Genomic DNA, 24,113 nt, shown 5'->3' with positions numbered 1-24,113 from the left:
ATCCAATCCTAGGGTCGGGACTCATAACCACCATGTGACGGCTGCGGCGAGGTAGATGGCGCTGAGGAAGTTGGTGGCGAGCTTGTCGTAGCGGGTGGCGATGCGGCGATAATCCTTGAGGCGGCAGAACATGCGCTCGACGGCGTTGCGGCCCTTGTAGAGCGTCTTGGAGAAGCAGCTTTTCCAGCGGCGGTTCGTCTTGGAGGGGATGTTCGGAACGGCACCCTGCCGCTCGATCAGGTCGCGGATCGCATTGCTGTCGTAAGCCTTGTCCGCGAGCACGATGGTGCGCGGCGCGAGATCATCGAGCAACACATCGGCTGCGCGGCAGTCGGCGACCTGGCCACCGGTCAGCAGGAAGCGGAGCGGCCGACCTTCGCCGTCGGTGAGCGCGTGGAGCTTGCTGTTGCGGCCGCCCCGGCTGATCCCGATCGCCTGGACGAGCGCCCCCTTTTCCACCGCCCGCGGAGCGGTGCGCCTTCATATGCGTGCTGTCGATCAGGACCTCGGCGGGCGGCCCGCCTGCTGCCGCGAGCGTGACGAACAGCTCCTGCCACACACCCTTTGCCGCCCAGCGCACGAACCGGTTGTAGAGCGTCTTCCTCGGCCCGTAGCAGGCCGGCGCGTCGACCCAGCGCCCGCCCGACTTCACCACATGAATGATGCCGCTGATCACCCGCCGATCATCGACCCGCGCCACACCGCGCACCTTGTCCGGCAGCAGCGGACGCAGCCGCTCGAACTGGGCTTCACTCAACCAAAACTCGCTCAAATCCACGCTCCTGCTGGCGCAGCGCATGAATCACATCCCAGCCGCCAAGGGAATCCCGTTTATGGGTCCCGACCCTAACAGGCGCCTGAGCACGATTATCTTCCGTGCGGCATAGACTGCCGACCGCTGCAAAAGCGCGAAATATCGCACCGTGATACTTGAAACGGTCAGAAGCATCAGTGAGATCACAATCTCGGCGTTGGTGCCTAACTTAGTCGCCATGTTTTGTAGGCTGGCCAAATTTCCCGTAGATCCCACAATAGTGATCAAGGTTCCGCTGAAAAACAGCGCAAGCCCTGCCGCAGCGGTGAGGCTTCTCTGGTCGGCTTGTAGTGCCGTGGCGGCGAGTTCATATTCTTTGATCCCAACCTCAGCACGATCATTGTCGAGCTTATAGGTTGGGAAGTATTGTTGCGCGGCTTGCAAGTGCGACGGACCCATGGATGCACTGTGGCGCGCATCTATTCACGTAGCAAGGTGACACGAGCGAACGGAACAAGCGCTTGCCGTTTATCGGCACGCCATAGCCCCCTCGACAACCGATGTGGACAAACCACAAACAAACCCCTTTCCGGCGTCTATCCCCTTTGGACATGTAGGAGCAAATGTAGTAACGCACCACCATGCCGGAAGCGAGTCGGCGTGATGGGGGAGGTATGCGTCCAGCGATCATTACAGGCCTGTCGTCGGTGGCCTTCGCCATTGGCGGGTGGGTATTGCCGATGAGATACCCGAACCTTCAACCTTGGGTGGCGGATGCTCTATTGTGGGCCGCCGCCGCCATGCTTTTTATAGCTGTTATTTTGTGGCTCTGGGGACTTCGAAAGCCGAATTCATCGCCGACGATGCCAGGGTCTTCCGGCCCCAACTCGCCGATCATAACCGGAAATGATAATACTCTCGCTATCGGCGAAGGAGCGAGGATCATGGGCGACGACAATCGCAAGGGCAACTTTGCCGGCAATAACTTTGGCACGCAAAATTATCACGAAGCGCCGCCGCAGCGAAGTGTCGGATCTACGTTCGCTCAAATGTTGGCATCTGCTCCCGCGCCCGTCCCCGTCCGAACCCGGTCATTTGGCACAGAACACGAAAAGAAGGTGCTCGAATCGTCGATTAACGCGGCGTTTCAGGAGCTAGGGTTCGAGGCTGGTTCGCAGGGTATGTTTGGAGGCGGCGAGACCTTTGTTGGCGTTCGTGTGAACCCCGCAGAGAACCAGCAATCAATAGATTTTGCCACAGTCATCGCGAACGCGCTGTCCGCATCGGGCCTTGAAGGCGTCGACCTGAGGGCCGGCAATCCAGCATGGTCGACCCAAAGTTTCGTGCGTATTGAGATTGGAGAGAATGGTGCCTGACAACCCCAACACCCGCTTCGACCGCCTCCTAGACGCGATGGCCCACGGTCACGCGCCTGTTACCGGGCGAAAGAAAACATCAGACGATCAAGCATCAGGTGAGGCGTCTGACGCATGTTCCAGCGATACTCGAACTCGCCCAGATACTTCGGAAGGTGACGACCGCTGACGTGAATATGCGTGCCGTTGATGCCGCGCTTTAGCTGCGCCCAAAAGCCCTCGATTGCGTTCACGGTCGCGCCGGTCTTGCGGCAAACATACTGGTCAAGCGAGTGGTTCACGGTGGCGTGCTGATAGCCCATCGTGCCAACGCCGCCATAGCCCAGCCAATCGTCGGTATGGACCTTGCTGGGGCGCTTCACGGTCGCGCGGATGATCGGAAGCAGGGTGCCGCTCTTGCGGTCGGGAACAACGTGCGTGACCAGATCGCCGCCATGCTCAAGCATCCCGAACACGACCGTCTTGTTTGACGCGCCAGCATCGCGCTTGTCCTTGGCGCTCTGATAGCCACCGATGAACGTTTCATCGACTTGGACCGTGCGGCCTAGACCGCCAATCGGGGCGCTGCCGTCAACCGCGCCCATGTATTCGCGGATCATGTGGCACATGCGCCATGCCGTCTTGTAGGTCACTCCCAGCTGACGCTCGACTTCCTTCGCCGCGACACCGTTCCGCGATGCGCAGAACTGGAACATGACGAAGAACCAGTCCCGCAGCGGGGTGCGGGTGCGGTCGAACGGCGTGCCAGCGGTCGGATAGACCTGATAGGCGCACCACTGACACTGATACGAACGGCGAGCCTTTACGCGGGTGAACTTCGCGGGGCGGTCGCAACCGGGGCAAGCGAAGTCGGTGCCGTAGCGAACCTGAAACAGGTGATCCAGGCACGCATCTTCGGTCGGGAAGCGGTCCTGAAACTGACGGAGCGTTGGGGCTTTGTTCGACATAGGGATTGTATGCCACAAAGCCTTACATGTCGCAAGGGGATAAGCGCCCCCTTTCCTACAAGCCCCATCCCAGCACATAAACTGGTGGATGAACGACTCACCCACCCCGCCCGCCGCGTCTGACGAGGATGAAGCCATCCTCGCCTTCACGCCCGCCCCCAATTGTGGCCGCGCCGATGGCTGGACTGCGCGCCGACAAACCGACTTCATCCACGCCCTCGCCGTCATGGGCACCGTCACCCGCGCCTGCAAAGCGGTCGGGATGAGCCGCCAGACAGCCTACAAATTGCGCGAGCGGCCCGAGGCGGCCGACTTCGCCCGCGCGTGGGATGCGGCACTAATGATGGGCTATGACCGCATGTTCAGCATGGCGATGGACCGCGCGCTCAATGGCGTCACCCGCCGCGTTACTATCGCGGGCGTGAGATCGGCACGATCACCCGCCCCGATTTCCGCATGGCGATGGCGGCGCTCGCCGAACCTCCCAAACCGCCGCAGCGCCATCGCAAACTGACAGAATGAAGCGCGTTGCGCGGAACTTCGTCAGTTTCGCGACGCCGCGACGCCCCGCTCCACGCGCACCGCGCCGACCGCCCACAACGCCCACGCGATAATCAACGGCTGCGCCAGCAACCGCGGCACATGATACCACGCCGACAGCCCCGTCCCGCTCCCGCCCAGCCACGCCAGGTCGATCATCGCGTGCTTCACATTGGCCGGCCACACGCACAGCGCATAGAGCGCCAGCGCCCAACCCGCCGCCAGCCGCCACCGCCGGGTGATCAGCGCGGCGGCACAGATCAGTTCTGCCGCGCCGGTAGTCAGCACCCACTCGCGCGCGTCCCACGGCACCCATGCCGGCACGATCCGCGCCATCGCATCGGTGAACAGGAAATGCGCCACCCCTGCCGTCGCATAGAAGATCGCGAGCAGCCACCGCCCGATCCGCCGCCCCCGCGTCTCCGGCAGCTCCGCCATCGCCTACAGCTTGGCGGCGGCTTCGATGATCGGCACGAACTTCGCGGCGGTCAGGCTCGCCCCGCCGACCAGCGCGCCGTCGACATTGTCCACCGCCAGGATCTCGCCTGCATTCGAACCCGTAACCGACCCGCCATACAGGATACGAATACCCTCGGCCTTCTCCGTCCCGACCATCATGCCCAGCTTGGCGCGGGCGATGGCGTGGATCAGCTCGATTTCCTCCAGCGTCGGGGTCCGCCCGGTCCCGATCGCCCAGCGCGGTTCATAGGCCAGCGTGAACCAGCTGCCGTCGGCATCCTCGGGCACCGATTTCTCGATCTGCGCCTGCACCACCCGCTCGGCGCGACCGGCATTGCGTTCCGCCTCGGTCTCCCCAACGCAGAGGATTACGTTCAGGCCATGGCGATGCGCCGCCGCCGCCTTGGCCCAGGCGTCGTGGCTGGTCTCGTTCTGGTCCGCCCGCCGCTCGCTATGCCCGACGATGGTCAGCGTGGCGCCGGCATCCTTCAGCATCGGGGCAGAGATGCATCCGGTATGCGCACCGCTGTCATTCTCATGACAATCCTGCCCGCCGATCGGCATGCCGCCTGCCACTGCCACTGCCCGGGCGATCAGCGTCGCCGGTGGGCACAAGGCGACATCAACGCCGGAATGGGCAGCCGCCGCTTCGGCAATCGCCGCCACTTCGCCCAACGAATCGGTGACGCCGTTCATCTTCCAGTTGCCCGCCACCAGCTTGCGCCGCATCCCGCTTCCCCTGTTGTCCATTATCGGACAAGCCCGATAGGCGGCGATCCCACGCCGCACAAGCATCTTGCCCGCCACCGCTGCCGTTGTCGCTTGATGCCAATGCCCCTGCCCCCTAAAGCGAGGCCAATCTTTCCCATTTCAGCGGGTTTCCATGCTCACCAACTTCCGCCGCGTCATTTTCTCGACCCCCGGCAAGATCGTTGCCCTGCTGCTGCTGGTGGCGCTCGGCGTCGGCTTTGCGATGATGGACGTCCAGAATCTTGGCGTCGGCGGCCCGTCGTCCAGCGGCCCGCTGGTTCAGGTTGGCAACAAGAAGCTGACGCAGCAGGAGCTTCAGGACCGCCTCCGCAACGCATTGGAGCGGGTGCGGCAGCAACAGCCGATGCTCGACATGGCGCAGTTCGTCCGTACCGGCGGGTTCGAACAAGTGCTGAACCAGGTCATCGACGGTATGGCGCTGGAGGAATATGCGACGCAGCAGGGCATGGCGGTGTCCCCCGCCGCAATCGACGGCCAGATCGCGTCGATCCCCGCCTTTCAGGGCTTCGACGGCAAGTTCAGCCAGCAGCGCTTCGACCAGCTCCTGGCGGAACAGCGGCTGACCGCAGAGCAGGTGCGGGCCGATATCCGTCGCGAAACGCTGGTTCAGTGGCTCATCAGCCCGATCGCGAACCCCGGCCCGGTTCCGGTCGAACTCGCGCTGCCCTATGCCTCGCTGATGCTGGAGCGGCGCAAGGGTTCGGTCGGCTATGTCCCAATCGGCGCGATTGCCCCCGGCAACCCGCCGACCGACGCCGAACTTCAGGCATATTACCAGAAGAACTCGGGCCGCTACACGCTGCCCGAACGCCGCGTGGTGCGCTACGCCGTGGTCGATCCCGCCCAGTTTGCGGAAAGCGCCAAAGCGACCGAGGCGGAGATCGCCGCCGAATACCGGAAGAATGCTGCGCAATATGCCGCCAGCACCCGCCGCAACCTTGCCCAGATCATCGTTGCCGACGAAAACGCCGCGAAGGGCATCGCTGCAAAGGTGAAGGGCGGCGCGTCGATGGTCGATGCCGCCAAGGCTGCTGGCCTGCAGGCATCGACCATCCCGAATGCCGAGAAGGCAGCCTTTGCCCGCGCCAGCAGCACCGCGATCGCGGACGCCGCCTTTGCCGGGGCTCAGGGCACTGTGGTCGGCCCGCTCCGCTCGCCGCTCGGCTGGCATATCGTCCGGGTCGAGGGGATCGAGCAGGTCGCGGGCAAGTCGCTGGACTCGGTCCGGGGCGAACTCGCAGAAGCGATCACCAAGACGAAGCTGGAGACCGCGCTGGCCGATCTGCGCGCCAAGATCGATGGCGAGATCGCCGACAATTCGACCTTTGACGAGCTCGTCGCCAGTTCAAAGCTGACCGCGCAGACCAGCGCGCCGCTGTTCGCCGATGGGCGCGCGGCCGTCGCCGACGAAGCCGCACCCGATCCCATGCTCGCGCAGATCGCCCAGGCCGGCTTCAGCATGGAGCCGAGCGACGACCCCCAGCTGATCCCGGTCGGCACCGATGGCGGCTTTGCGCTGGTCAAGACCGACAAGGTCGTCGCTGCGGCACCCCGCCCGCTCGCCGAAATCCGCCCAGGCGTCGCCGACGACCTGGTCCGCAGCCGCCAGCTCGACGGCGCGCGCAAGGCCGCCAACGCGATCCTTGCCAAGGTGAGCAAGGGCATGCCGCTCGCCCAGGCGATGCAGGAAAGCGGGCTGAAGCTGCCTCCGGTCGAAGCACTCGACGCCTCGCGCGGACAGCTGTCGCAGATGGGCGATCAGCTCCCCCGCCCGTCCGCCTGATGTTCAGCATGGCCGAAAAGAGGGCCAAGACCGTCCCGGCACCTCAAGGCGGCGGCTACTGGATCGTCTGGCTCGACGATATCGAGGAAGGCAATGCCAAGGGCAACGCCGCGCTGATCGGCCAGACCCGGGGCGGCCTCGCCCAGCTGATCGGCAACGAATATGTCGAACAGTTCGCCGCTGCGGCGCGCAAGGCGGTGAAGGTCAAGCGCAACGAAGCCGCCATCGCCGCACTCAAGGCGCAGCTGAGCGGCCAGGCAACCGGCGGCAATTGATCCGATGCGCGGCGGGATTGAGGGCCTCGACGCCGCCCGCGCGGCGCTGGCCGATGGCCGCCCGGCCCTGGTCTGGCGGAAACAGCTGGCGGACACCGATACCCCGGTCGCCGCCGCGCTCAGGCTGATCGAACCGGGCCGCGGCGACTTCCTGCTGGAATCGGTAGAGGGCGGCGCGGTGCGCGGTCGCCACAGCCTGCTTGGACTCGCTCCCGATCTGGTGTTTCGCGCACATGGCGAAGCGGCGGAGGTCAATCCGCACTGGCTGACCGACCGCGACGCATTCAGCGCCGCCGAAGCCCCGACGCTCGATGCCCTGCGCGCCCTCGTCCAGTCGTGCCGGATGGACGTGCCGCCGGAACTGCCCCGCGCCCTCGCCTGCCTGGTCGGCTATTTCGGTTACGACACGATCGGGCTGGTCGAAACCCTACCCCGCGCCGCGAACGACGCACTGGGTCTGCCCGACATGATCTTCGTGCGACCGACGGTGATCCTGATCTTTGACCGGCTGGCGGATTCGCTGTTTGTGGTGGCGCCGGTCTGGCCCGGTCGCGACCCCGAACGGCTGATCGAGGAAGCCGCCGACCGGATCGAGGCGACCGCCGCGCGGCTCGCCTCCGCCCCGCTTCCGCCGCGCGCCGCGACCGATCCGATGGATATCGTGCCCCAGCCGGTGGTGCCCGCCGCCGACTATGCGGCGATGGTCACCCGCGCCAAGGAGTACATCACCGCCGGCGACATATTTCAGGTCGTCCTTGCCCAGCGCTTCACTGCGCCGTTCGCGCTGCCGCCGATCGAGCTGTACCGCGCGCTGCGCCGGATCAACCCGTCGCCCTTCCTCTATTTCCTCGATCTGCCCGGCTTCGCGCTGACCGGGTCGAGCCCCGAAATCCTCGTCCGCGTCCGCGATGACGAGGTGACGATCCGCCCGATCGCTGGCACCCGTCCCCGCGGCAAGGACGCCGCGGAGGACGAAGCGAACAGAACCAGCCTGCTCGCCGACGCAAAGGAGCGCGCCGAACACCTGATGCTGCTCGACCTGGGTCGCAACGATGTCGGCCGCGTCGCAGAAGCTGGATCGGTCAAGGTCACCGACAGCTACACCGTCGAATTCTACAGCCATGTCATGCACATCGTGTCGAACGTGGTGGGTAAATTGCGCCTCGACGCCGATGCGCTCGACGCGTTGTTCGCGGGCTTCCCCGCCGGAACCGTCAGCGGCGCGCCCAAGGTTCGCGCGTGCGAGATCATCGCCGAACTGGAGCGCGACCAGCGCGGACCCTATGCCGGGGGCGTCGGCTATTTCTCGCCCGACGGCTCAATGGACAGCTGTATCGTCCTGCGCACCGCGATCGTGAAGGACGGGACCATGCACGTCACCGCTGGCGCGGGTATCGTCGCTGACAGCGATCCGGCCTATGAACAGCGGGAATGCGAGGCGAAGGCAGGTGCGCTGTTCGCTGCGGCGCGGGAAGCAACCGCACGTTCCGGCGAAGCCAGGTTCGGCCAATAAGGCTCAGTCCTCGCCGCCCGGGATAGCTGCCTCTTCGGCCTTCTTCGCCCGCTGCTCGGCCTTCCATTGCTGGAGCATGCGGATGGTGCACCCGCTCTGGCCATAGCTGCCGATCGGGTTGCAGCTTCCCGGCAGCACCGCACGGTTAACCTCGTCGATCAGCTCGGCGCGGCGCACCCAACTCGTGCCCTCCGGTCCCGGCTCGGTCTTACGTAGCGCCTTGGGGATCCGGAACGGCGAATCGCCCGGTCGCGCGCAAATCACGACCTCATCGGGACTCTCCGGCTTGGGACAGCTCTCATCGCCATATAGCAGGACGCTGCGCACCTTCTGCGGCGGCGCACCGGCCCCGGCGGATTCCCCCTCCTGCGCCAGCACGGGAGCAGCGGCCAGCATTGCGATCAGGAAGGGACGGATCATACAGGTCTCCACAGGTCCGCTTCCTCTATCGCACATACGCAGATGAAGCACGGCTGAACTGTATCAGCCGTGAAGTGCGGCATTTACCCCTGTGGGGTGAAAATTGCGCTTGCCATTATTTACCCACAGGGGGTAAGGGCGGCGCATGACGACACTTGCCGGTTCCAAAATCCGTCGCTTCCGCGAGGAACGCTCCATGTCCCGCGCCGCGTTCGGCGCGTGGTTCGATACGCCCGGATCGACGGTTCAGGGCTGGGAAGAGGACGGCAAGCGCGCGTCTCCGGCGGTGCTCAACCAGATCGCGGCGAACGGCATCGCGCATCATCAGGACTGGTACGTCCATGTCCGCAACCTGGAGCAGGCGATGGACTGGACACCCGACAGCTGGACCCGGGCCGAAGCGCGTCAGCTTCCGGTTTACCCCGACGCCGCTGCACTGACCGCCGCGACCGACACCCTGTCCAGCTTTCCCCCGCTGGTCTTCGCGGGCGAGGCGCGCGCACTGACCCAGGAGCTTGCCCGCGTATCGCGCGGCGAGGCGTTCCTGTTGCAGGGTGGCGACTGCGCCGAAAGCTTCGCCGAGTTCCACCCGAACAATATCCGCGATACGTTTCGCGTCATTCTCCAGATGGCGGTGGTTCTCACCTTTGCGTCGAAACTCCCGACGGTGAAGCTCGGCCGCATGGCGGGGCAGTTCGCCAAGCCGCGTTCGGCCGATACCGAGACGATCGATGGCGTGGAACTGCCCAGCTATCGCGGCGACATCGTCAACGACATCGCCTTCACCCCCGAAGCGCGCATTCCCGACCCCCAGAGGCTGATCCGCGGCTATACCCAGTCGGCGGCGACGCTGAACCTGCTGCGCGCCTTCGCCAGCGGCGGCTATGCGAACCTCCATCAGGTCCACAAATGGACGCTCGACTTCATGGGCCGCAGCCCCTGGGCCGACAAATTCGCCGACGTCGCCGACCGCATCGGCGAAGCGCTCGATTTCATGGAGGCGTGCGGGATCAACCCCGATACCGTGCCCCAGCTGAAGCGCACCGATTTCTACACCAGCCACGAGGCGCTGCTCCTGCCCTATGAGCAGGCGCTGACCCGGCAGGACAGCCTCACCGGCGACTGGTACGACACCAGCGCGCATTTCCTGTGGATCGGCGACCGCACGCGCTTCGAGAATTCGGCGCATGTCGAATTCCTCCGCGGCATCGGCAATCCAATCGGGATGAAGTGCGGGCCGAGCCTTGAGCCGGACGCGCTGCTGCGCCTGCTCGACACGCTCAACCCGACCCGCACGCCGGGGCGGATGACGCTGATCACCCGATACGGCCATGACAAGATCGAGAGCGGCCTGCCCGCGCTGGTTCGCGCGGTGAAGCGTGAGGGGCATCCGGTCGTGTGGAGCTGTGACCCGATGCACGGCAACGTCATCAAGGCGGCCAACGGCTACAAGACGCGCCCGTTCGAGCGCATTCTGGCCGAAGTACGCGGCTTCTTTGCCGTGCATCGCGCCGAAGGGACCTATGCCGGCGGAATCCATGCCGAGATGACCGGACAGAACGTCACCGAATGCACCGGCGGCATGATCGACATCGGCGAGCATGACCTTGCAGACCGCTACCACACCCATTGCGACCCGCGACTCAATGCCGGTCAGAGCCTGGAGCTGGCGTTCCTCCTCGCCGAAATGCTCAATGAGGAGATGGCGGAGCGGCGCAAGGCGGCGTGAGCGGCGGCTCTATTGCCAGTTCCCCAACAGAACGAACGGCGCCCAGTAGAATGGGTGGGCGTAGCCGGTGACAGCTGGTCCAGTCGGCTGGTCAGGCCCGGCGCGACCCGCGCCCCGATCGGCGCCCGCCTCTCCCTGAGCAGTCATCAGTGCGATCTGCGCCTGGCGCAGCGCCTCCGCCTTGCTCGTACCGCCCTTGGCATGGATCGCGTAGAAGCGCTGCATCAACACTGCGGTGGATTCGTCCGCCACCGACCAAAGCGAGGCCAGCACCGCCGACGCGCCGGCCTTTTGCGCCAGTTCGGCTAGGCTCGCATCGACCTCCGACCCGTTCTGACTGCTGCCTGGCACGCCGGTCTGGCACGCCGACAGCGCGAGCAGGTCGACGTCGATCGCGGTGAAACTGCCGTCCTTGATGAATTCGGTCAGCGGCAACTCCTTGCCCGTGCCGAGCAGCAGGAACGACTTGTCGGCGCTCGCGGGATCGAGCGCGAAGTGCGACGCGATATGGATCACGCGATAGCCGCCGGCCATTGCGGTGCCGAGCGCGGTTCGGTCGAATGCCGCGTCGAGCTTCACGACACCCGGCAACACACCGGTCGTCGTGCCATCGGCACGGACAATACCGGACAGTTCGGCGGGAACGGCGGGTAATGGACTGAGCCCCGCCCCACCCTGGCTCGCCCCCAGCGCGGCGACACGCCATGATTTCGCGTCGGAGGGGCCGGTCTGCACCTCATCGATCGATCGGAAGGCGCTGAACGCATAGCGTTTCGCCAGCCAGTCCTTGCCGTCGTGCAGTGCCGCCATCGGCAGATAGCGCAACGCATCGTCGAGCGAGAGCATGACCCGGCTGATCCCGGCGGCGCGCAGCGCTCTGTCCACCGGCTCGAACATCGATCTGTACAGCTTCGACGCGGGATCGGTGATGAACACCGCCTTGTCGCTGATCGCCTGACGATACAGGCCGATATCCTTGCGCACCGCGGTAGTGTCGACGTGCACGACAATCGTCTTCTGGAAATTGGCTGTGGTCAGCAGCCAATGAATCCTGTCGGGCAGCACGACGGCGTGCAGCGCGGCGACGTCCTTCCCCAATCGCCGGACGGTTGAAATGAGGCGGGGCTGGATCGACGCGACGCGATCCGCTTTTGCTGCCTGATCCTGCGTCACGGCAGCATCCAGCCCGGCGACGACATCGGCCAGTTCGCCCAGTTCGCCACGGAACGCTGTCTGCGCCGCCCCCAGAGCCGTCGTCGCCGCAGCCAGCTTCTGCTGCTGCTCCGGGCTTAGCGCCCCCTTCTGCTGAAGCGCGATCAACCGGTCACGCGCGGCTCCGGCCTCTGCGAGCGCGGTCGTCGCGGCTTCGAACGCTGCGATGCTCTGTGTCTGCTTGGCATCGAGCGGCATCTGCTCGAAGGCTTCGCCCTCTCGCCGCCGGTCGCGAGTATAGTTGTAGCTCTCGAAATCCTTGAGCATCGCCAGCACATGCTCGGCCTCACCGAACCGCCCCATCTCCATGAAGATGCCGGCGAGGTAGCGATAGCGGTCCTGATGCACGCGGATGAAGCATTCGCGGATCGACGGATCGAGGTCGGCGATCCGCTTGCGCGCGTCCTGCAATTTGTTGACCGCGACCTTGGCGAAGAACAGCGCCGCCTCGCGCCGTCCGCCGCCACTCGCCTCCTTGGCCGCGCTCGACCAGTGGCACGAAGATTCGATCAGCGCGAAATAATTGTCGCGGCTGCCGAACCGGTTGGTCAGCGCGGCTTCCTTGATCGCCAGCGAACGGACCTTGGTCGCGAGATACCGGTCCATCTCTCCGAAGAGGAGATAATGTTCCTCGAGCCCGCGAAACCCTTCGAACACCGCGAATTCGGAGCCATTCTCGACCGCGGCGTCGAGTTCCTTCTTGAGCGTCGCCCTCACGCGCCGCGAATGTCGGTTCAGGCGCAATGCCCTCGGTTTCTGGGCCGATCGGCAGCGGGGTAAAGCCCTCGATCTTCACCAGACACTTGATCGTGGCCTGAATTCCGCACGCTTCCTGCCATTTTTTCGCGTCGTCGCTGCCACGCCGTACCGCTTCGGCGAGCCACAAGCGGGTCTGTTTGATGTCGGGCTTCATCCCCCAGCCAAGCGCAGACGCGCGCACCATCGCCACCGCGCCGCCGCTCCAGCCCGAGCCTGCCGCGTGCTTGAACCAGCGCAGCGCCATGTCCGGGTCTTTCGCTACGCCGGAGCCGTGGAGATACGCCTCTCCGAGCGCCACTCGCGCGCTGTAATCACCGCAATGCACCGCCCAGCGCAGCAAGCGGATCGCTTCCTTCGGATTGGCTTTGGTACCGTCGCCGGCCAGGTACATCCGCGCGAGCAGCACGGCATTGGCAAAGCTTGCCGACGCCGCGCGCTGCATCCATTCGAACGCCTGCGCAGCGTCACGTTGCGGCGCTCCTGCCAGTTCCGCTTCGGTAAACTCCAGATCGCCCTTGTAATAGAGCGCCAGGCTCAGTGCCGCATAGCCCTCCCCCTGCGATAGGCATCCTCCCACGCCCGCACCGCCTTGACCGCGCTCTTGTCGACGCCGAACCCCTTGGAGTGGAGATAGCCGATCGCCCGCTGCGCATCGGCCGATCCGCGCTCGGCGGCGATCACGAACCACTTCATCGCTGCGGCAGAATCCCCCTTGCCGTCGTCGAGCAACCGCCACGCATATTTGGCAGCCGCCTCCTTCATCCCGAGATTCGCAAGCGCGGCAAAGGTCGGAATATGCGACGCATCGCCGTTGAAGTTGAACATGTACGGCGTATCGAACTGCGCGAGAAAGACTGTGCGCCGCTCCTCGGGCAATGCCTTGAACTCATCGGTTTCGGCGTAGCGGACGAGTTCGCGCTGCGCTGCCTCCTGCAACCGAAGATCCATCATCAGCTTGAGCTGATATTCCTTGGCCACCGACGGGTCGCTCGCCGCCTTGGCATATTGCACCGCCAACCCGAATTGCTGCTTCGCCAGCTTGCCCGACTGCAGGGCCTTGGCAACGTCGGTCAGCACCTTGGGGTCGGTCAACGCAGCGACCTTCGCGCGCCAGGCGGCACTATCAATTTCGAGCCGGGCTGCGTCGATCATCGGTCCAGGGTGCGCCAATGCCGCGAGCGCCCAGCCCTCGCCCTTCTCTGCGCGCTCGATCAGTATTTTCAGTGCGTAGGCACGCTCGGCCTCGCCGGGATTGTCGCGCAACACCGTTTCGACCAGCGGCCGCGCGGTATCGGCGACATCGGCGGCAACGGCCTTCTCATAATATTTGCGCGCCGATTTGAGGTCCATCGGCACCGCCTTGCCCTCGGCCAACGCGTCGGCGGCAAAGGCAGCATCCTCGGGATCGTCGGTCTCGGCGAGCTTGTGATACCATCTGATCGCGGCGGGATTGTCGCTCGGGACGCCGGTGAACTCGCTCGACGCGAGCCCGAGCGCCAATTTCCGCATGCCGGCCCCGTTCCCGGCCTCTGCCGCCTTGCGGTACCATTCGCGCCCTGCAAGCTCGTCGCGCGGCATCCCCCGCCCGTTGGTTGTCATGTCGCCCAGTTCGACCATCGCGTCGGAATCATCGGCATCCGCCGCCTTGCGGTACCAGGCGATCGCCATCTGGGTGTCGCGCTCCAGGCCGATCCCGTCGCGATAATAGGTGCCCAGCCGCCGCATCGCGCCGGTCTGCCCACGATCGACCGCCAGACGCATATAGTCCGCAGCGCCCTTTTCGTCCTTGGCGCCGCCCTTGCCGACCTGAAGCAGGATCGCGTAATTCTCCGCGCCCCAACCCGATCCGCGATCGGCACCGAGCTTGTAGAGCCGCCGCGCCTCAACCGGATCCTTCGGGCCGTCAAGACCCATCTCCGCCATATAGCCGAGCGCCACGATGGCGTCGGCCTCTCCCAGCTCCATCGCCCGCTGATACCATTTGCGGGCGAGCGCCAGATCCTTGGTCACTCCGCTGGTCCCGAACCGGTAGTGATCCGCCAGCGCCTTCGCCGCGCCATCATGGCCAAGGTCGGCGGCACGAACATAGGTGGCGATCGCCGCCTCGACATTCTTCGGCGTGCCGGTGCCATTCAGATAATATTCCGCCAACCGCCCCAGCAGCCAGATGTTGCGCCCCCTCTCCCCCGACTTGGCCAGCGCGAAGGCGCGAGCCGGGTCGTTGGGCACGCCATTGCCGGTCTCATACATCGACGCGAGCGTGTTCACTGCCTGAAGACTGCCCGCCGCCGCCGCACGTTCGATCAGGCTCAGCGCCGCCTTGCTATCCCCGGCCTTGCTGAAGGCACGGCCGAGATTGGCCATGACTGCAGCGTCGCGCGGATGCGCCTCCAGCGCGCGGCGACACAGTTCGATCGCGCGCTCGGCGACCATGTCGTCGAACTGCACGCCAGTCTTGTCATCAGGGGTGGGCAGCCGCGCTTCCTGCGCGCACGCCCTGCGCAAATCGCCGTCACGCGCCTCTGCATGACCGCAGATCAACGCCGCGATCGAGACGCCGGTGCCAAAGAGGATGCCGCGTGCCATGGATCCGCCTCCACCCTCTTATCCCCCAGTGGGAGATGCCGTGACAAGCCTTTCAATTCAGACGAAACCAGTTGCCAGAGGGCCTGTAAGCCGGGTTCTGTCCACGCGGCCCTTTCCCGCAAGGGAGGTGCGCGCGATAGGCGACCATTCCTCTAGGCCCACATTTGCATGGGGGCTCAAGCAATCAACCCGGACCGCGGGGCGGAACTCCCCATATGCGGTCCCTATTCGATCTTGCTCCCGGTGGGGTTTGCCGTGCCGCTTCCGTTGCCGGTCGCGCGGTGCGCTCTTGCCGCACCCTTTCACCCTTGCCCTCAGTCCGAAGACCAGTGGGCGGTCTGCTCTCTGTGGCACTTTCCCTGACCCCGGCGAACCGGGACCGCCGGGCGTTACCCGGCACCGTGTTTCCGTGGAGCCCGGACTTTCCTCGGTGCATCTTCATGCAACGCGGCCGCCCGGCCCTCTGGCGTCGGCTGCGATAGGCTCAATCCCGGCGCGGTGCAAATAGCGGCTTTGCAGCCGGCCACCACGACAACCACACTTCCGCTACCAGCAGCGGCAGGACGAAGCTCAGCCACCCCCCGCGTCGCCGCACGCAGTTCCGAATTCTCGATAAAGCCCAACAACGCACCCTCCCCCGCCGCCATCATCCGCAGCCACACGAACGACAGCGCAATCGCGGTCGCCCGTATGACGAAGCCGCGATGCAGGTCGAACCGTCGCCGACACGCCGCCTGCCACGCCACCACGACGAATCCGATCCACACGGCTGCGAACAGCGTCAGGGGCACCTGCGTCTCCTGCGCTGCGATGCTGCTGCCAAGATGCAGCGCGAACAGCCCGGCGAGCAGCGATGCGATGAGATAGGCCCGGCCAAGCGCGCGATGCAGCCATGGCCAGCGCCCGCGCACCGTCGCCGCGAACTGAACCGGTGCGATCAGAAGCACGGGAATGGCCAGCGCAACATGCGCGAAATACCAGATGCGACGCCCCCAAAACGTCTCGCCGGTCGGCACCTCGCGCGTCGCGATGAATCGGAACGAGTCGCTCAGGAACCAGGCAGCTGCGGCCGCCACGACCAGCCAGAACAGCGCCCAGCCCCATCGTCTCGCGGCGTTCACCTCTTGCGCGCACCCTTCACCGTCGCGGGCAGCCGATAGCGTGCGTCGTCGATCGCCACCTCGATTGCGTCCTTGTCGATGATCGTCACCGCCGCCGCCTGCGCGCCATCAGCGGCGATCACCCCGCGCCCGTCGCGCGTGACGCGCAGCCGGTGGAACCCGCCATCGGGGTGGCGGATCGTCAGTATCAGCCCGTCCTGCGTCTGCGCGCGGTCGATCGTGCAGCGCGTGGAAAAGTCATCGCCACCGCCCAGCGCGCAGGGGATCCGCCCCTCGGCTTCGTCACGCGCCGCTTGCGCGCGCGCGTCCTTGACGTGATCCGCCTTGGTCTTGACCGGGCCGGGATCGCAGGCGGCGACCGCAATCAACGCCGTCGCCCCCAAAACTCTAGATATCCGCAAATACATGCGTTTCGGACTTTGCCCCCGGATGCGTTACCGCGCCCTTATAGGCAGGTCCGACATTCTGCGCATAGCGCCACAGAGCGCCCGATTGATAGTCGTTGGTGCGCGGCTGCCAGGCGGCGCGGCGCGCGGCCAGCACGTCTTCGGCGACGAGCAGGTCGATCGTCCCCGCCTCGGCATCGATGCGGATCGTGTCGCCATCCTCGACCAGCGCGATCGGCCCGCCCTCGGCCGCTTCAGGTCCGACATGGCCGATACAGAAGCCGCGCGTCGCGCCCGAGAAGCGCCCATCGGTGATCAGCGCGACCTTCTCGCCCATGCCCAGGCCATAGAGCGCGGCGGTGGTCGACAGCATCTCGCGCATGCCGGGGCCGCCCTTCGGCCCTTCATAGCGGATCACGACGACCTCACCCTCAAGGATCGACCGCGCCTCGACCGCCGCGAACGCATCCTCCTCGCAATCGAAGCAGCGCGCCGGGCCTTCGAAGACCAGGCGGCTCATGCCGGCGACCTTCACGATCGCGCCATCGGGCGCGAGGCTGCCGCGCAGGCCGACAACGCCGCCGGTGGGCGTGATCGGGGTCTTGACGTCGTAGATGACCTTCTGGTCCGGGTTCCACGTGACCTGATCGATATTCTCGCCCAGCGTCTTGCCGGTCACGGTCATGCAATCGCCGTAGAGCAAGCCATTGGCGAGCATGGTCTTCATCAGCATGTAGACGCCGCCAGCTTCGTACATATCCTTTGCGACATACTTGCCACCGGGCTTGAGGTCGGCGGCATAAGGCGTTGATTTGAAGACCTCGGCGACGTCGAACAGGTCGAACTCGATCCCCGCCTCGCTCGCCATGGCGGGGAGGTGCAACGCGGCGTTGGTCGAACCGCCGGTCGCCGCCACGATCCGCGCGGCGTTGACGAACGCTTCGCGCGTACAGATGTCGCGCGGGCGGATGTTCCGCTCGAGCAGCTCCATCACCTGATAGCCCGCCGCAACCGCGATCTGCTCGCGGCTGGTATAGGGCGCAGGGACCATGTTGCTGTTGGGCAGCGACAGTCCGATCGCCTCGCCGACGCACGCCATGGTGTTGGCGGTATACTGGCCGCCGCATGCGCCGTGACCGGGGCATGCGACCTTCTCGAGCGCATGGACTTCGCTGATCGGACAGGTGCCGGCGGCGAACTTGCCCACCACCTCGAACACATCGACCACGGTAACGTCGCGATCCTGATAGCGGCCGGGCAGGATCGACCCGCCATAGACGAAGATCGACGGGATATTGAGGCGCAGCATCGCCATCATCATGCCCGGCAGCGACTTGTCGCACCCGGCAAAGCCCACCAGCGCATCATAGCAATGGCCGCGAACGCTGAGCTCGACCGAGTCGGCGATCACCTCGCGGCTGACCAGCGAGGATTTCATCCCCTGATGCCCCATCGCGATGCCGTCGGTCACGGTGATCGTGTTGAAACGGCGCGGCATCCCGCCATTGTCATTCACGCCCTTGCGCGCGGCATCGGCTTGCGCGTCGAGCGTCGTGTTGCACGGCGCGCTGTCATTGCCCGCGCTGGCGAGCGCGACGAACGGGCGGGCGATTTCCTCTTCGCTGAGCCCCATGGCGTAATAATAGCTGCGGTGCGGGGCGCGCTCGGGGCCGACGGAGACGTGGCGCGAGGGCAGGCGGGACTTGTCGAAACGGTCGGTCATGCGGCGCCTATGTCGCTGCAAGCCACCCCTGCGCAAGCGGATTGCGCACAAATGTTACTAAATTTCGTAGAATTTCGCACCACATCGTCACGCCGGCGTCATCGGAGATTAGATCATTGCGGATTTCGATGCCCAGATAGGGCGTCCCGGTCGCCTCGGCGTGGCGGTTCATCGTCGCGTTGAGCAGGCGGCCCGAATAGGGCTCGTTATCGCCGGTCACATGCCCCTGGCGGGTTAACCAGTCGACCGCTGGCAGCGCCGCGCGGGCATCGCGATTGTAGAGGATGCCGACTTCCCATGGGCGGGGTGCGACGAACCCGCTTTCCAGCGCGGGGGTAAAGCTGTGGACCGACACGATCAGCGCCGGGCGCTGCGTCCGGACCTGCGCAGCGATGGCGCGGTGATAGGGTGCGTGGAAGCGGGCGATTCGTGCGACCCGGTCGGCACCGTCATTGCCGGAGATCGCGTGGCCATCGCTGGCGTGCGGGATGAGGCCCAGCGCATCGGCCTCACGGTTCAGGTCGATCACCAGCCGCGAGACCGTGGCGAGCATCGCGGTCGCGTCCAGAAGCTTCGCCAGCCCGCGGCTCACCGCCGCCGCACCGATGTCGATCGCGATATGCTTGTCGAGCAATTGGGGGTCGATACCAAGGTCGATATCGGCGGGCACATGGTTGCTGGCATGATCGCACAGGATCAGCATATCGCCGCTGCCTTCGATGCGCTCGACGACGTTCATCTCTTGCCGCCCAGAAAGGCTTCGAGGTCGCTCGGCAAAGCCGGACGATCCGAAGGCGTCTTCGAAGGACCGGTCATGCGCCGGATCGCCGGGATCGCGCAGAACCGCCTTGAGCATCCGTACCGCGTCGGGATCATTGGCGGCGATCATTTCGGCCATCGCGCGCGCTTCACCGTCGGCATCCGCCACCCGGCGATGCGCCAAGCCGATCCGCGCGGCCTCGTCCGCGTCGATTCGGTCGCCGGTAAACAGCATCCGCGCCGCCTGTCCGGCCCCGACTCGTTCGCGCAGCCGTGCAACATCGGTCGCGGGGTAGCCGATGCCGAGCCTGGCCGGGGTCGTCGCGAAGAGCGCCGCGTCCCCCGCTACCACAATGTCGCACGCCAGGGTCAGCGCGACCGCCGCACCGAAACACCCGCCATCGACGGCGGCGATCACGGGAACCGGCAATGCCGCGGCTGCCTCGATCCCCCGCGCCATCGCGGTGCGGAAGCGGGTGCGCATCGCCGGGTCGCGGACCAGCGCCGAAAACTCGGAAAGATCTGCCCCAGCGGAGAACATCCCGGGCATCGCCGACTCGATGATCAGCACCCGCGCATCGCTGGCGGCGACCAATGCGGTCGCATCCGCGATCGCATCCCACGCTGCGATCGCCAGCGCGTTGCGCGCGCCGCCCCGGTCGAGGGTCAGCAGCGCGGTCGCCTCATGGAACTGAAGGTGGATCATCTGCGCCCCGCGGGGCGGGGATGGCGCCCGTCCGAAGACGGGGGCCACCCACGGGCGTCTCGCTCCCGGCGCATGACCCGCAATGTCCCTTGAGCAAGTTCGGGGCCAAATGGGCCGCCCCTCCGCTGCGGTGCCGCGAGGGCGGCGGCGCGTCCCGAAACGGGGCAGCGACCTGTCACGACAGCACCGTTTCGAGACACCACCAGCCCGGCTGCTCAGCCACCAGTCGCTCTGCCGCCGCATGGCACGCCGCTGCATCGGCAAAGGTCGCAAAGCAGGTCGCCCCCGAACCGGACATGCGGCACAGCTCTGCGCCGGCCTGCGCCTCCAGCCATTTCACCGTGTCTGCGATCTGCGGCGCGACGGTCAGCGCGGGCGGATACAAGTCGTTGCGCCCAGCCCTCGCCCGCTCGATCAGGCTCTCAGCGTCCGGCACCGGCCCCCGGTCCACACCATCCCAAGCCGCAAATACCGCACCGGTCGGCACCGCCACCCCCGGGTTGACCAGCAGAACCGGCACGCCCGGCGCGCCGTCGATCCATTCGAGCTGCTCGCCCCGCCCGGTCCCGATCGCGCTGCGCCCGTACAGGCACGCAGGAACATCCGATCCCAACGCATCCGCCACCGCGAACAGGCGCAGATCATTGATCGCTACCCCAGCACGCCTTGCCAACAGCCGCAACGTCGCCGCCGCATCAGCCGATCCACCGCCCAGCCCCGACGCCACCGGCAGGCGCTTGTCGAGAATGATCCGCCCCGGCGTCGCCACCCCGAACGTCGCGCCGAACGCATCGCGCGCACGGGTCACGAGGTTGTCCCCCTCCCCGCTCAGCGCAGCGCCGAACGGCCCTTCGACCTCGAAACCTTCGCCATCCGGGTCGAGCCGAACGACATCGCCGTCGCGCACGAACGCGAACAGTGTCTCCAACTCGTGAAAGCCATCGTCCCGCCGCCGCCGCACATGCAGCGCCAGGTTGAGCTTGGCCGGAGCGGACTCGATCAGGATCAGTTTGCCGCCGTCCTTACCACGACGCCGTCCGCGAGCTTGGTCGCCAGCCGCGCCTTCTGCTCACCCTCGGCATACAGAGACGCCGCGCGCCAGGCATAGCGTGCCTCGAACCGCCGCCCGGCGCGCCAATAGGCATCACCCAGATGCTCGTTGATCGTAACGCTCGACGGCTGGCCCTGCGCCGCGCGCTCGAGCAGCGGGAGCGCGCGCGCAAGGTCGCCGCTGCGATAATAGCCCCAGCCGAGCGAATCGGTGATCGCCGGATCGTCGGGCCGCAACCGGCTGGCGCGTTCGAGCAGTACCACCGCCTCGGTCAGATTCTCCCCGCGCTCGACCTGGGCATAGCCCAGATAGTTGAGCGCCACCGGCTCGTCGGGTGCCAGTTCGACGGCCTTGCGCAGATGCGGCAGCGCCGCCGCCCAGTCGCCGGCCCGCTCGAGCGAGCCGCCAAGCTGGAGATAATGGACCCAATTCGCCGCCGCCCCGGCGCGCGCCAACGCGTCGGCATAGAGCTTCGCCGCCTCCGCATCGCGCCCCTGATCGGACAGGATATCGGCATAGCGGCGCAGATCGCGCTCACTCGCTCCGCGTGCCGTCGCCAGCGACCCTGCGAGCGCCAGCGCCTGCGCCGAATCCCCCTGCTTGCGGCGCAGCTCGATCCGCTCCGCCACCGCAGCGCCGTAGAACGGGCTGGCGGGCTTGATTGTCCCAAGCACCAGCTGCGCACGGTCGAACGCACTTTCCTCGCTCAGCGCCGCAGCCAGAAGCAATCGCGCGCGATCGTCGCCCGGTTCGAGCGACAGCGCGGATCGTGCAAGCAGGATCGCCAGTACCTGCGTCTCCTGCCCCTGAAGATCGGCGGCGAGCCGCGTCAGCAACCGGCTGGTGCCGAACGCCGCGCCCGGCCGTACCGCGACCAGTCCGCTGCGCAATCCCGCCATGGTCGGGTCGTCTCCCGCCAGCAATTCCAACGCCACACGCCGCTCACCAATCCCCGCGAGCAGGCTCGCCGCATTCCAGCGCAGGTCGATGCTTCCCGGGTCGGCTCCCATCGCCGCGCGCAGCGCCGCCAGCCCTTCCTCGCGCCGGTTCGAGGCCAGCAACAGCAGCGCGCGATGCTCGGCGATGTAGCGGCGGCTCAGCCCGCTTTCGGTCGCATTGTCGAGGACCGGGAACGGATCGCCGCCGCGATCGAACGCGATCCATGCGCGCAGAACCGGGCTGAGGAAATCCAGCGGCCCCGCCCCGATCCGCCCCAGCGCATCGTCGGCGGCAAGCTTGTTCTTTGCCTTAATCGCATCAGCGAAGGCGAGGATCGCGGTATCGGGCGGCGCAACGTCCGACCGGACAAGCACCGCCGCGGCGCGCCGCGCCAGCGCCAGATCGCCCGCCGCCAGTGCATTGCGATAGGCGCGGATCGCCACCACCTCATCGCCCGGTGCCGCCGCCAGTGCCGCAGCATAGCCCGCCGCCGCAGCATCGACCGCGCCGTCCGCCGCCGCCGCGCGCGCCTTCACATAGGCACCCAGATCGGCACGTGCCGCCCCCGGCAACAGGACCGCTAACGCCGCGGCGGGCAGGACGAGATGCTTACATATTGGGATAGTTCGGACCTCCGCCGCCCTCGGGGACGACCCAGTTGATGTTCTGCGTCGGGTCCTTGATGTCACAGGTCTTGCAGTGGACGCAATTCTGCGCGTTGATCACGAACTTCGGATCGCCCACATCCTCGCCGACGATCTCGTAAACGCCCGCCGGGCAATAACGCTGCGCCGGCTCGTCGTACATCGGCAGATCATATTCGACCGGGATATCGGGATCCTTCAGCGTCAGGTGGACCGGCTGGTCCTCCTCATGGTTGGTGTTCGACAGAAACACCGACGACAGGCGGTCAAAGGTCAGCACACCATCGGGCTTGGGATAGTCGATCGGCTGGACCAGATCCTTGCGCCACAGGCTCTCATGATCGGGCTTGTGGCCCATCGTGAAGGGCATTTTGACGCCCCAGCTCTCCAGGAACATCGTGACGTTGGCGAGGCCCGACCCGACCAGATCGCCGAACTTCTTGACCAGCGGCACGACGTTCCGGACGACGCTGAGTTCCTTGTACAGCCAGCTCGCCTCGAACGCTTCCGGATAAGCGGTCAGCTCGTCGCCCGACCGGTCCGCCGCAACCGCCGCGAACGCAGCTTCGGCCGCCATCATGCCGCTCTTCATCGCGCCATGCGTGCCCTTGATCCGCGGCACATTGAGGAAGCCCGCGCTGTCGCCGATCAGTGCGCCGCCGGGGAACACCAGCTTCGGGATCGACTGCAATCCGCCATCGCTGATCGCGCGCGCGCCGTAGCTGACGCGCTTGCCGCCCTTGAGGATCTTGGCGATCGCCGGATGGGTCTTCCAGCGCTGCATCTCCTGGAACGGCGACAGATAGGGGTTGGAGTAATTGAGCCAGGTCACGAACCCGAGCGCGACCTGTCCATTGGCCTGATGGTACAGGAACCCCCCGCCATTCGACCCGGCGGTCTCGTTGAGCGGCCAGCCCTGGGTATGGATCACCCGGCCCGGCTCGTGCAGTTCGGGATCGATGTCCCACAATTCCTTGACGCCCAGGCCATAGATTTGCGGCTCGACACCCTCGCAAAGGTTGAACTGGCGCTGGATCTGCTTCGACAGATGCCCGCGCACGCCCTCACCGAACAACGTGTAGCGCGCGTGCAGCTCTAGGCCGGGCTGATAGTCATGCTTGTGCGTGCCGTCGCGCGCCACGCCCATGTCGCCGGTTGCGACGCCCTTCACCGACCCATCCTCATTGTAGAGGATCTCGGCGGCAGCAAAGCCTGGGAAAATCTCGACCCCCAGCCCCTCGGCCTGCTCCGCGAGCCAGCGGCACAGGCTAGCGAGGCTCCCGGTGTACGTCCCCTCATTGTGCATGAACTTGGGGGTGATGAAGTGCGGGATCGCCCATTTGCCCGTCTTCGACAGCAGCCAGTGCTGGTTGTCGGTCACCGGCACCTGCGCCAGCGGACAGCCGGTCTCGCGCCAGTCGGGCAGCAGTTCGTCGAGTGCCTTGGGATCGATCACCGCGCCCGACAGGATGTGCGCGCCGACCTCGGACCCTTTTTCGAGCACGCACACGGCGATCTCGCTGCCCGCTGCATTGGCCAGCTGTTTCAACCGGATCGCCGCCGCAAGGCCCGCCGGCCCTGCGCCCACGATCACCACGTCATAGGGCATCGACTCGCGTTCGCTCACTTCCCGTCTCCTCTCGGAACACCGGCGTAACAT

General features: G+C 66.0%; 20 protein-coding genes, 1 other RNA gene and 3 pseudogenes. 6 read left to right on the top strand and 18 right to left on the bottom strand.

Annotation, left to right across the window (positions count from 1 at the left end; genetic code table 11):
- Nucleotides 1–21: 21 nt before the first annotated feature.
- Together LRS12_RS16210 and LRS12_RS16205 are read right to left on the bottom strand one after the other, a co-directional pair.
- Nucleotides 22–799, bottom strand: a protein-coding gene (locus LRS12_RS16210) for an IS5 family transposase (RefSeq protein WP_374579991.1) whose coding sequence is annotated in 2 segments (ribosomal slippage) — nt 22–439 and nt 438–799 — 780 coding nt in all. Because the reading frame shifts where the segments join, the coding sequence is not laid out codon by codon here.
- Between the two features lie 3 nt (nt 800–802).
- On the bottom strand, nt 803–1,213 hold the full coding sequence (locus LRS12_RS16205; RefSeq protein ID WP_257845576.1) for a hypothetical protein: 411 nt from the start codon (nt 1,211–1,213) through the stop codon (nt 803–805).
- 215 nt (nt 1,214–1,428) lie between these two features.
- Here LRS12_RS16205 and LRS12_RS16200 point away from each other — a divergent pair, with 215 nt between their 5' ends.
- The gene (locus LRS12_RS16200) at nt 1,429–2,130 is read left to right on the top strand and encodes a hypothetical protein (protein WP_257845575.1); all 702 of its coding nucleotides are present in this window, start codon (nt 1,429–1,431) and stop codon (nt 2,128–2,130) included.
- Nucleotides 2,131–2,189: 59 nt separating this feature from the next.
- On the opposite strand, the gene LRS12_RS16195 is transcribed toward LRS12_RS16200, so the two are convergent.
- Entirely contained in the window at nt 2,190–3,077 is an 888-nt protein-coding gene (locus tag LRS12_RS16195) for an IS1595 family transposase (protein ID WP_257845574.1), read from the bottom strand.
- Between the two features lie 88 nt (nt 3,078–3,165).
- Between LRS12_RS16195 and LRS12_RS16190 the strand changes: the two genes are divergently transcribed.
- On the top strand, nt 3,166–3,591 hold the full coding sequence (locus LRS12_RS16190; protein ID WP_257845573.1) for a hypothetical protein: 426 nt from the start codon (nt 3,166–3,168) through the stop codon (nt 3,589–3,591).
- 29 nt (nt 3,592–3,620) lie between these two features.
- Here LRS12_RS16190 and LRS12_RS16185 read toward each other — a convergent pair whose 3' ends face one another.
- Together LRS12_RS16185 and tpiA are read right to left on the bottom strand one after the other, a co-directional pair.
- Nucleotides 3,621–4,055: a hypothetical protein gene (locus tag LRS12_RS16185; protein WP_257845572.1), complete on the bottom strand. Its 435-nt coding sequence runs from the start codon at nt 4,053–4,055 to the stop codon at nt 3,621–3,623.
- A gap of 3 nt (nt 4,056–4,058) precedes the next feature.
- A complete protein-coding gene (tpiA, locus tag LRS12_RS16180) occupies nt 4,059–4,805 on the bottom strand; it encodes a triose-phosphate isomerase (protein ID WP_257845571.1) in 747 nt (248 codons plus the stop codon).
- Between the two features lie 154 nt (nt 4,806–4,959).
- On the opposite strand from tpiA, the gene LRS12_RS16175 reads away from it, so the two are divergent.
- Genes LRS12_RS16175 through LRS12_RS16165 form a run of 3 tightly spaced genes read left to right on the top strand, consistent with a single transcriptional unit; the run spans nt 4,960 to nt 8,418 of the window.
- Nucleotides 4,960–6,630: a SurA N-terminal domain-containing protein gene (locus tag LRS12_RS16175; RefSeq protein WP_257845570.1), complete on the top strand. Its 1,671-nt coding sequence runs from the start codon at nt 4,960–4,962 to the stop codon at nt 6,628–6,630.
- Complete coding sequence (locus LRS12_RS16170) at nt 6,630–6,905, top strand: hypothetical protein (protein ID WP_257845569.1); 276 nt, start codon at nt 6,630–6,632, stop codon at nt 6,903–6,905. Before LRS12_RS16175 ends, LRS12_RS16170 begins: the two co-directional genes overlap by 1 nt.
- Nucleotides 6,906–6,909: 4 nt before the next feature.
- Nucleotides 6,910–8,418 (top strand): anthranilate synthase component I family protein, encoded by a 1,509-nt coding sequence (locus LRS12_RS16165; protein ID WP_257845568.1) that lies wholly within the window; start codon nt 6,910–6,912, stop codon nt 8,416–8,418.
- Between the two features lie 3 nt (nt 8,419–8,421).
- On the opposite strand, the gene LRS12_RS16160 is transcribed toward LRS12_RS16165, so the two are convergent.
- Nucleotides 8,422–8,838: a hypothetical protein gene (locus LRS12_RS16160; RefSeq protein ID WP_257845567.1), complete on the bottom strand. Its 417-nt coding sequence runs from the start codon at nt 8,836–8,838 to the stop codon at nt 8,422–8,424.
- 145 nt (nt 8,839–8,983) lie between these two features.
- On the opposite strand from LRS12_RS16160, the gene LRS12_RS16155 reads away from it, so the two are divergent.
- A complete protein-coding gene (locus tag LRS12_RS16155) occupies nt 8,984–10,567 on the top strand; it encodes a class II 3-deoxy-7-phosphoheptulonate synthase (protein WP_257845566.1) in 1,584 nt (527 codons plus the stop codon).
- Nucleotides 10,568–10,576: 9 nt separating this feature from the next.
- Here LRS12_RS16155 and LRS12_RS16150 read toward each other — a convergent pair whose 3' ends face one another.
- From LRS12_RS16150 to LRS12_RS16100, 12 genes and pseudogenes are all read right to left on the bottom strand, one after another.
- Nucleotides 10,577–12,496: a CHAT domain-containing protein gene (locus LRS12_RS16150; protein ID WP_257845565.1), complete on the bottom strand. Its 1,920-nt coding sequence runs from the start codon at nt 12,494–12,496 to the stop codon at nt 10,577–10,579.
- Between the two features lie 298 nt (nt 12,497–12,794).
- Nucleotides 12,795–12,929 (bottom strand): annotated as a pseudogene (locus LRS12_RS20440) (hypothetical protein); the annotation flags it as partial.
- 143 nt (nt 12,930–13,072) lie between these two features.
- Nucleotides 13,073–15,124 carry a tetratricopeptide repeat protein gene (locus LRS12_RS16140; RefSeq protein ID WP_257845563.1) on the bottom strand — a complete coding sequence of 684 codons (2,052 nt, stop codon included), beginning with the start codon at nt 15,122–15,124 and terminating at the stop codon, nt 13,073–13,075.
- 70 nt (nt 15,125–15,194) lie between these two features.
- Nucleotides 15,195–15,591: RNase P RNA component class A (gene rnpB / locus LRS12_RS16135), an RNA gene on the bottom strand.
- Between the two features lie 186 nt (nt 15,592–15,777).
- A pseudogene (locus LRS12_RS20435) lies at nt 15,778–16,140 on the bottom strand (DUF2306 domain-containing protein); the annotation flags it as partial.
- Between the two features lie 101 nt (nt 16,141–16,241).
- Nucleotides 16,242–16,613, bottom strand: coding sequence for a hypothetical protein (locus LRS12_RS16130; RefSeq protein ID WP_257845562.1), 372 nt, complete (start codon nt 16,611–16,613; stop codon nt 16,242–16,244).
- 19 nt (nt 16,614–16,632) lie between these two features.
- A complete protein-coding gene (gene ilvD, locus LRS12_RS16125) occupies nt 16,633–18,354 on the bottom strand; it encodes a dihydroxy-acid dehydratase (protein WP_257845561.1) in 1,722 nt (573 codons plus the stop codon).
- A 7-nt stretch (nt 18,355–18,361) separates the two neighbouring features.
- Nucleotides 18,362–19,093, bottom strand: coding sequence for an N-formylglutamate amidohydrolase (locus LRS12_RS16120; RefSeq protein WP_257846166.1), 732 nt, complete (start codon nt 19,091–19,093; stop codon nt 18,362–18,364).
- A gap of 96 nt (nt 19,094–19,189) precedes the next feature.
- Nucleotides 19,190–19,819 (bottom strand): annotated as a pseudogene (locus LRS12_RS16115) (enoyl-CoA hydratase/isomerase family protein); the annotation flags it as partial.
- Nucleotides 19,820–19,994: 175 nt separating this feature from the next.
- On the bottom strand, nt 19,995–20,825 hold the full coding sequence (locus tag LRS12_RS16110) for a 4-(cytidine 5'-diphospho)-2-C-methyl-D-erythritol kinase (RefSeq protein ID WP_257846165.1): 831 nt from the start codon (nt 20,823–20,825) through the stop codon (nt 19,995–19,997).
- Complete coding sequence (locus LRS12_RS16105) at nt 20,825–22,381, bottom strand: tetratricopeptide repeat protein (protein ID WP_257845560.1); 1,557 nt, start codon at nt 22,379–22,381, stop codon at nt 20,825–20,827. The genes LRS12_RS16110 and LRS12_RS16105 overlap by 1 nt, the downstream gene beginning before the upstream one ends.
- 37 nt (nt 22,382–22,418) lie before the next feature.
- A complete protein-coding gene (locus LRS12_RS16100; protein WP_257845559.1) occupies nt 22,419–24,080 on the bottom strand; it encodes an electron transfer flavoprotein-ubiquinone oxidoreductase in 1,662 nt (553 codons plus the stop codon).
- Nucleotides 24,081–24,113: the final 33 nt, after the last annotated feature.

It is taken from the genome of Sphingomonas sp. J344, assembly GCF_024700005.1.
GTDB lineage: Bacteria > Pseudomonadota > Alphaproteobacteria > Sphingomonadales > Sphingomonadaceae > Sphingomonas.
Note: the sequence above shows the minus strand (reverse complement) of the source record. Positions and strands in the feature narration are given on the sequence as shown.

Coding starts and splice junctions, on each gene's coding strand:
- LRS12_RS16185 (WP_257845572.1), bottom strand. CDS start 4,055: ATGGCGGAGCTGCCGGAGACGCGGGGGCGGCGGATCGGGCGGTGGCTG.
- tpiA (WP_257845571.1), bottom strand. CDS start 4,805: ATGCGGCGCAAGCTGGTGGCGGGCAACTGGAAGATGAACGGCGTCACC.
- LRS12_RS16140 (WP_257845563.1), bottom strand. CDS start 15,124: ATGGCACGCGGCATCCTCTTTGGCACCGGCGTCTCGATCGCGGCGTTG.
- LRS12_RS16170 (WP_257845569.1), top strand. CDS start 6,630: ATGTTCAGCATGGCCGAAAAGAGGGCCAAGACCGTCCCGGCACCTCAA.
- LRS12_RS16195 (WP_257845574.1), bottom strand. CDS start 3,077: ATGTCGAACAAAGCCCCAACGCTCCGTCAGTTTCAGGACCGCTTCCCG.
- LRS12_RS16175 (WP_257845570.1), top strand. CDS start 4,960: ATGCTCACCAACTTCCGCCGCGTCATTTTCTCGACCCCCGGCAAGATC.
- LRS12_RS16200 (WP_257845575.1), top strand. CDS start 1,429: ATGCGTCCAGCGATCATTACAGGCCTGTCGTCGGTGGCCTTCGCCATT.
- LRS12_RS16160 (WP_257845567.1), bottom strand. CDS start 8,838: ATGATCCGTCCCTTCCTGATCGCAATGCTGGCCGCTGCTCCCGTGCTG.
- LRS12_RS16190 (WP_257845573.1), top strand. CDS start 3,166: ATGAACGACTCACCCACCCCGCCCGCCGCGTCTGACGAGGATGAAGCC.
- LRS12_RS16205 (WP_257845576.1), bottom strand. CDS start 1,213: ATGGGTCCGTCGCACTTGCAAGCCGCGCAACAATACTTCCCAACCTAT.
- LRS12_RS16120 (WP_257846166.1), bottom strand. CDS start 19,093: ATGAACGTCGTCGAGCGCATCGAAGGCAGCGGCGATATGCTGATCCTG.
- LRS12_RS16165 (WP_257845568.1), top strand. CDS start 6,910: ATGCGCGGCGGGATTGAGGGCCTCGACGCCGCCCGCGCGGCGCTGGCC.
- LRS12_RS16155 (WP_257845566.1), top strand. CDS start 8,984: ATGACGACACTTGCCGGTTCCAAAATCCGTCGCTTCCGCGAGGAACGC.
- ilvD (WP_257845561.1), bottom strand. CDS start 18,354: ATGACCGACCGTTTCGACAAGTCCCGCCTGCCCTCGCGCCACGTCTCC.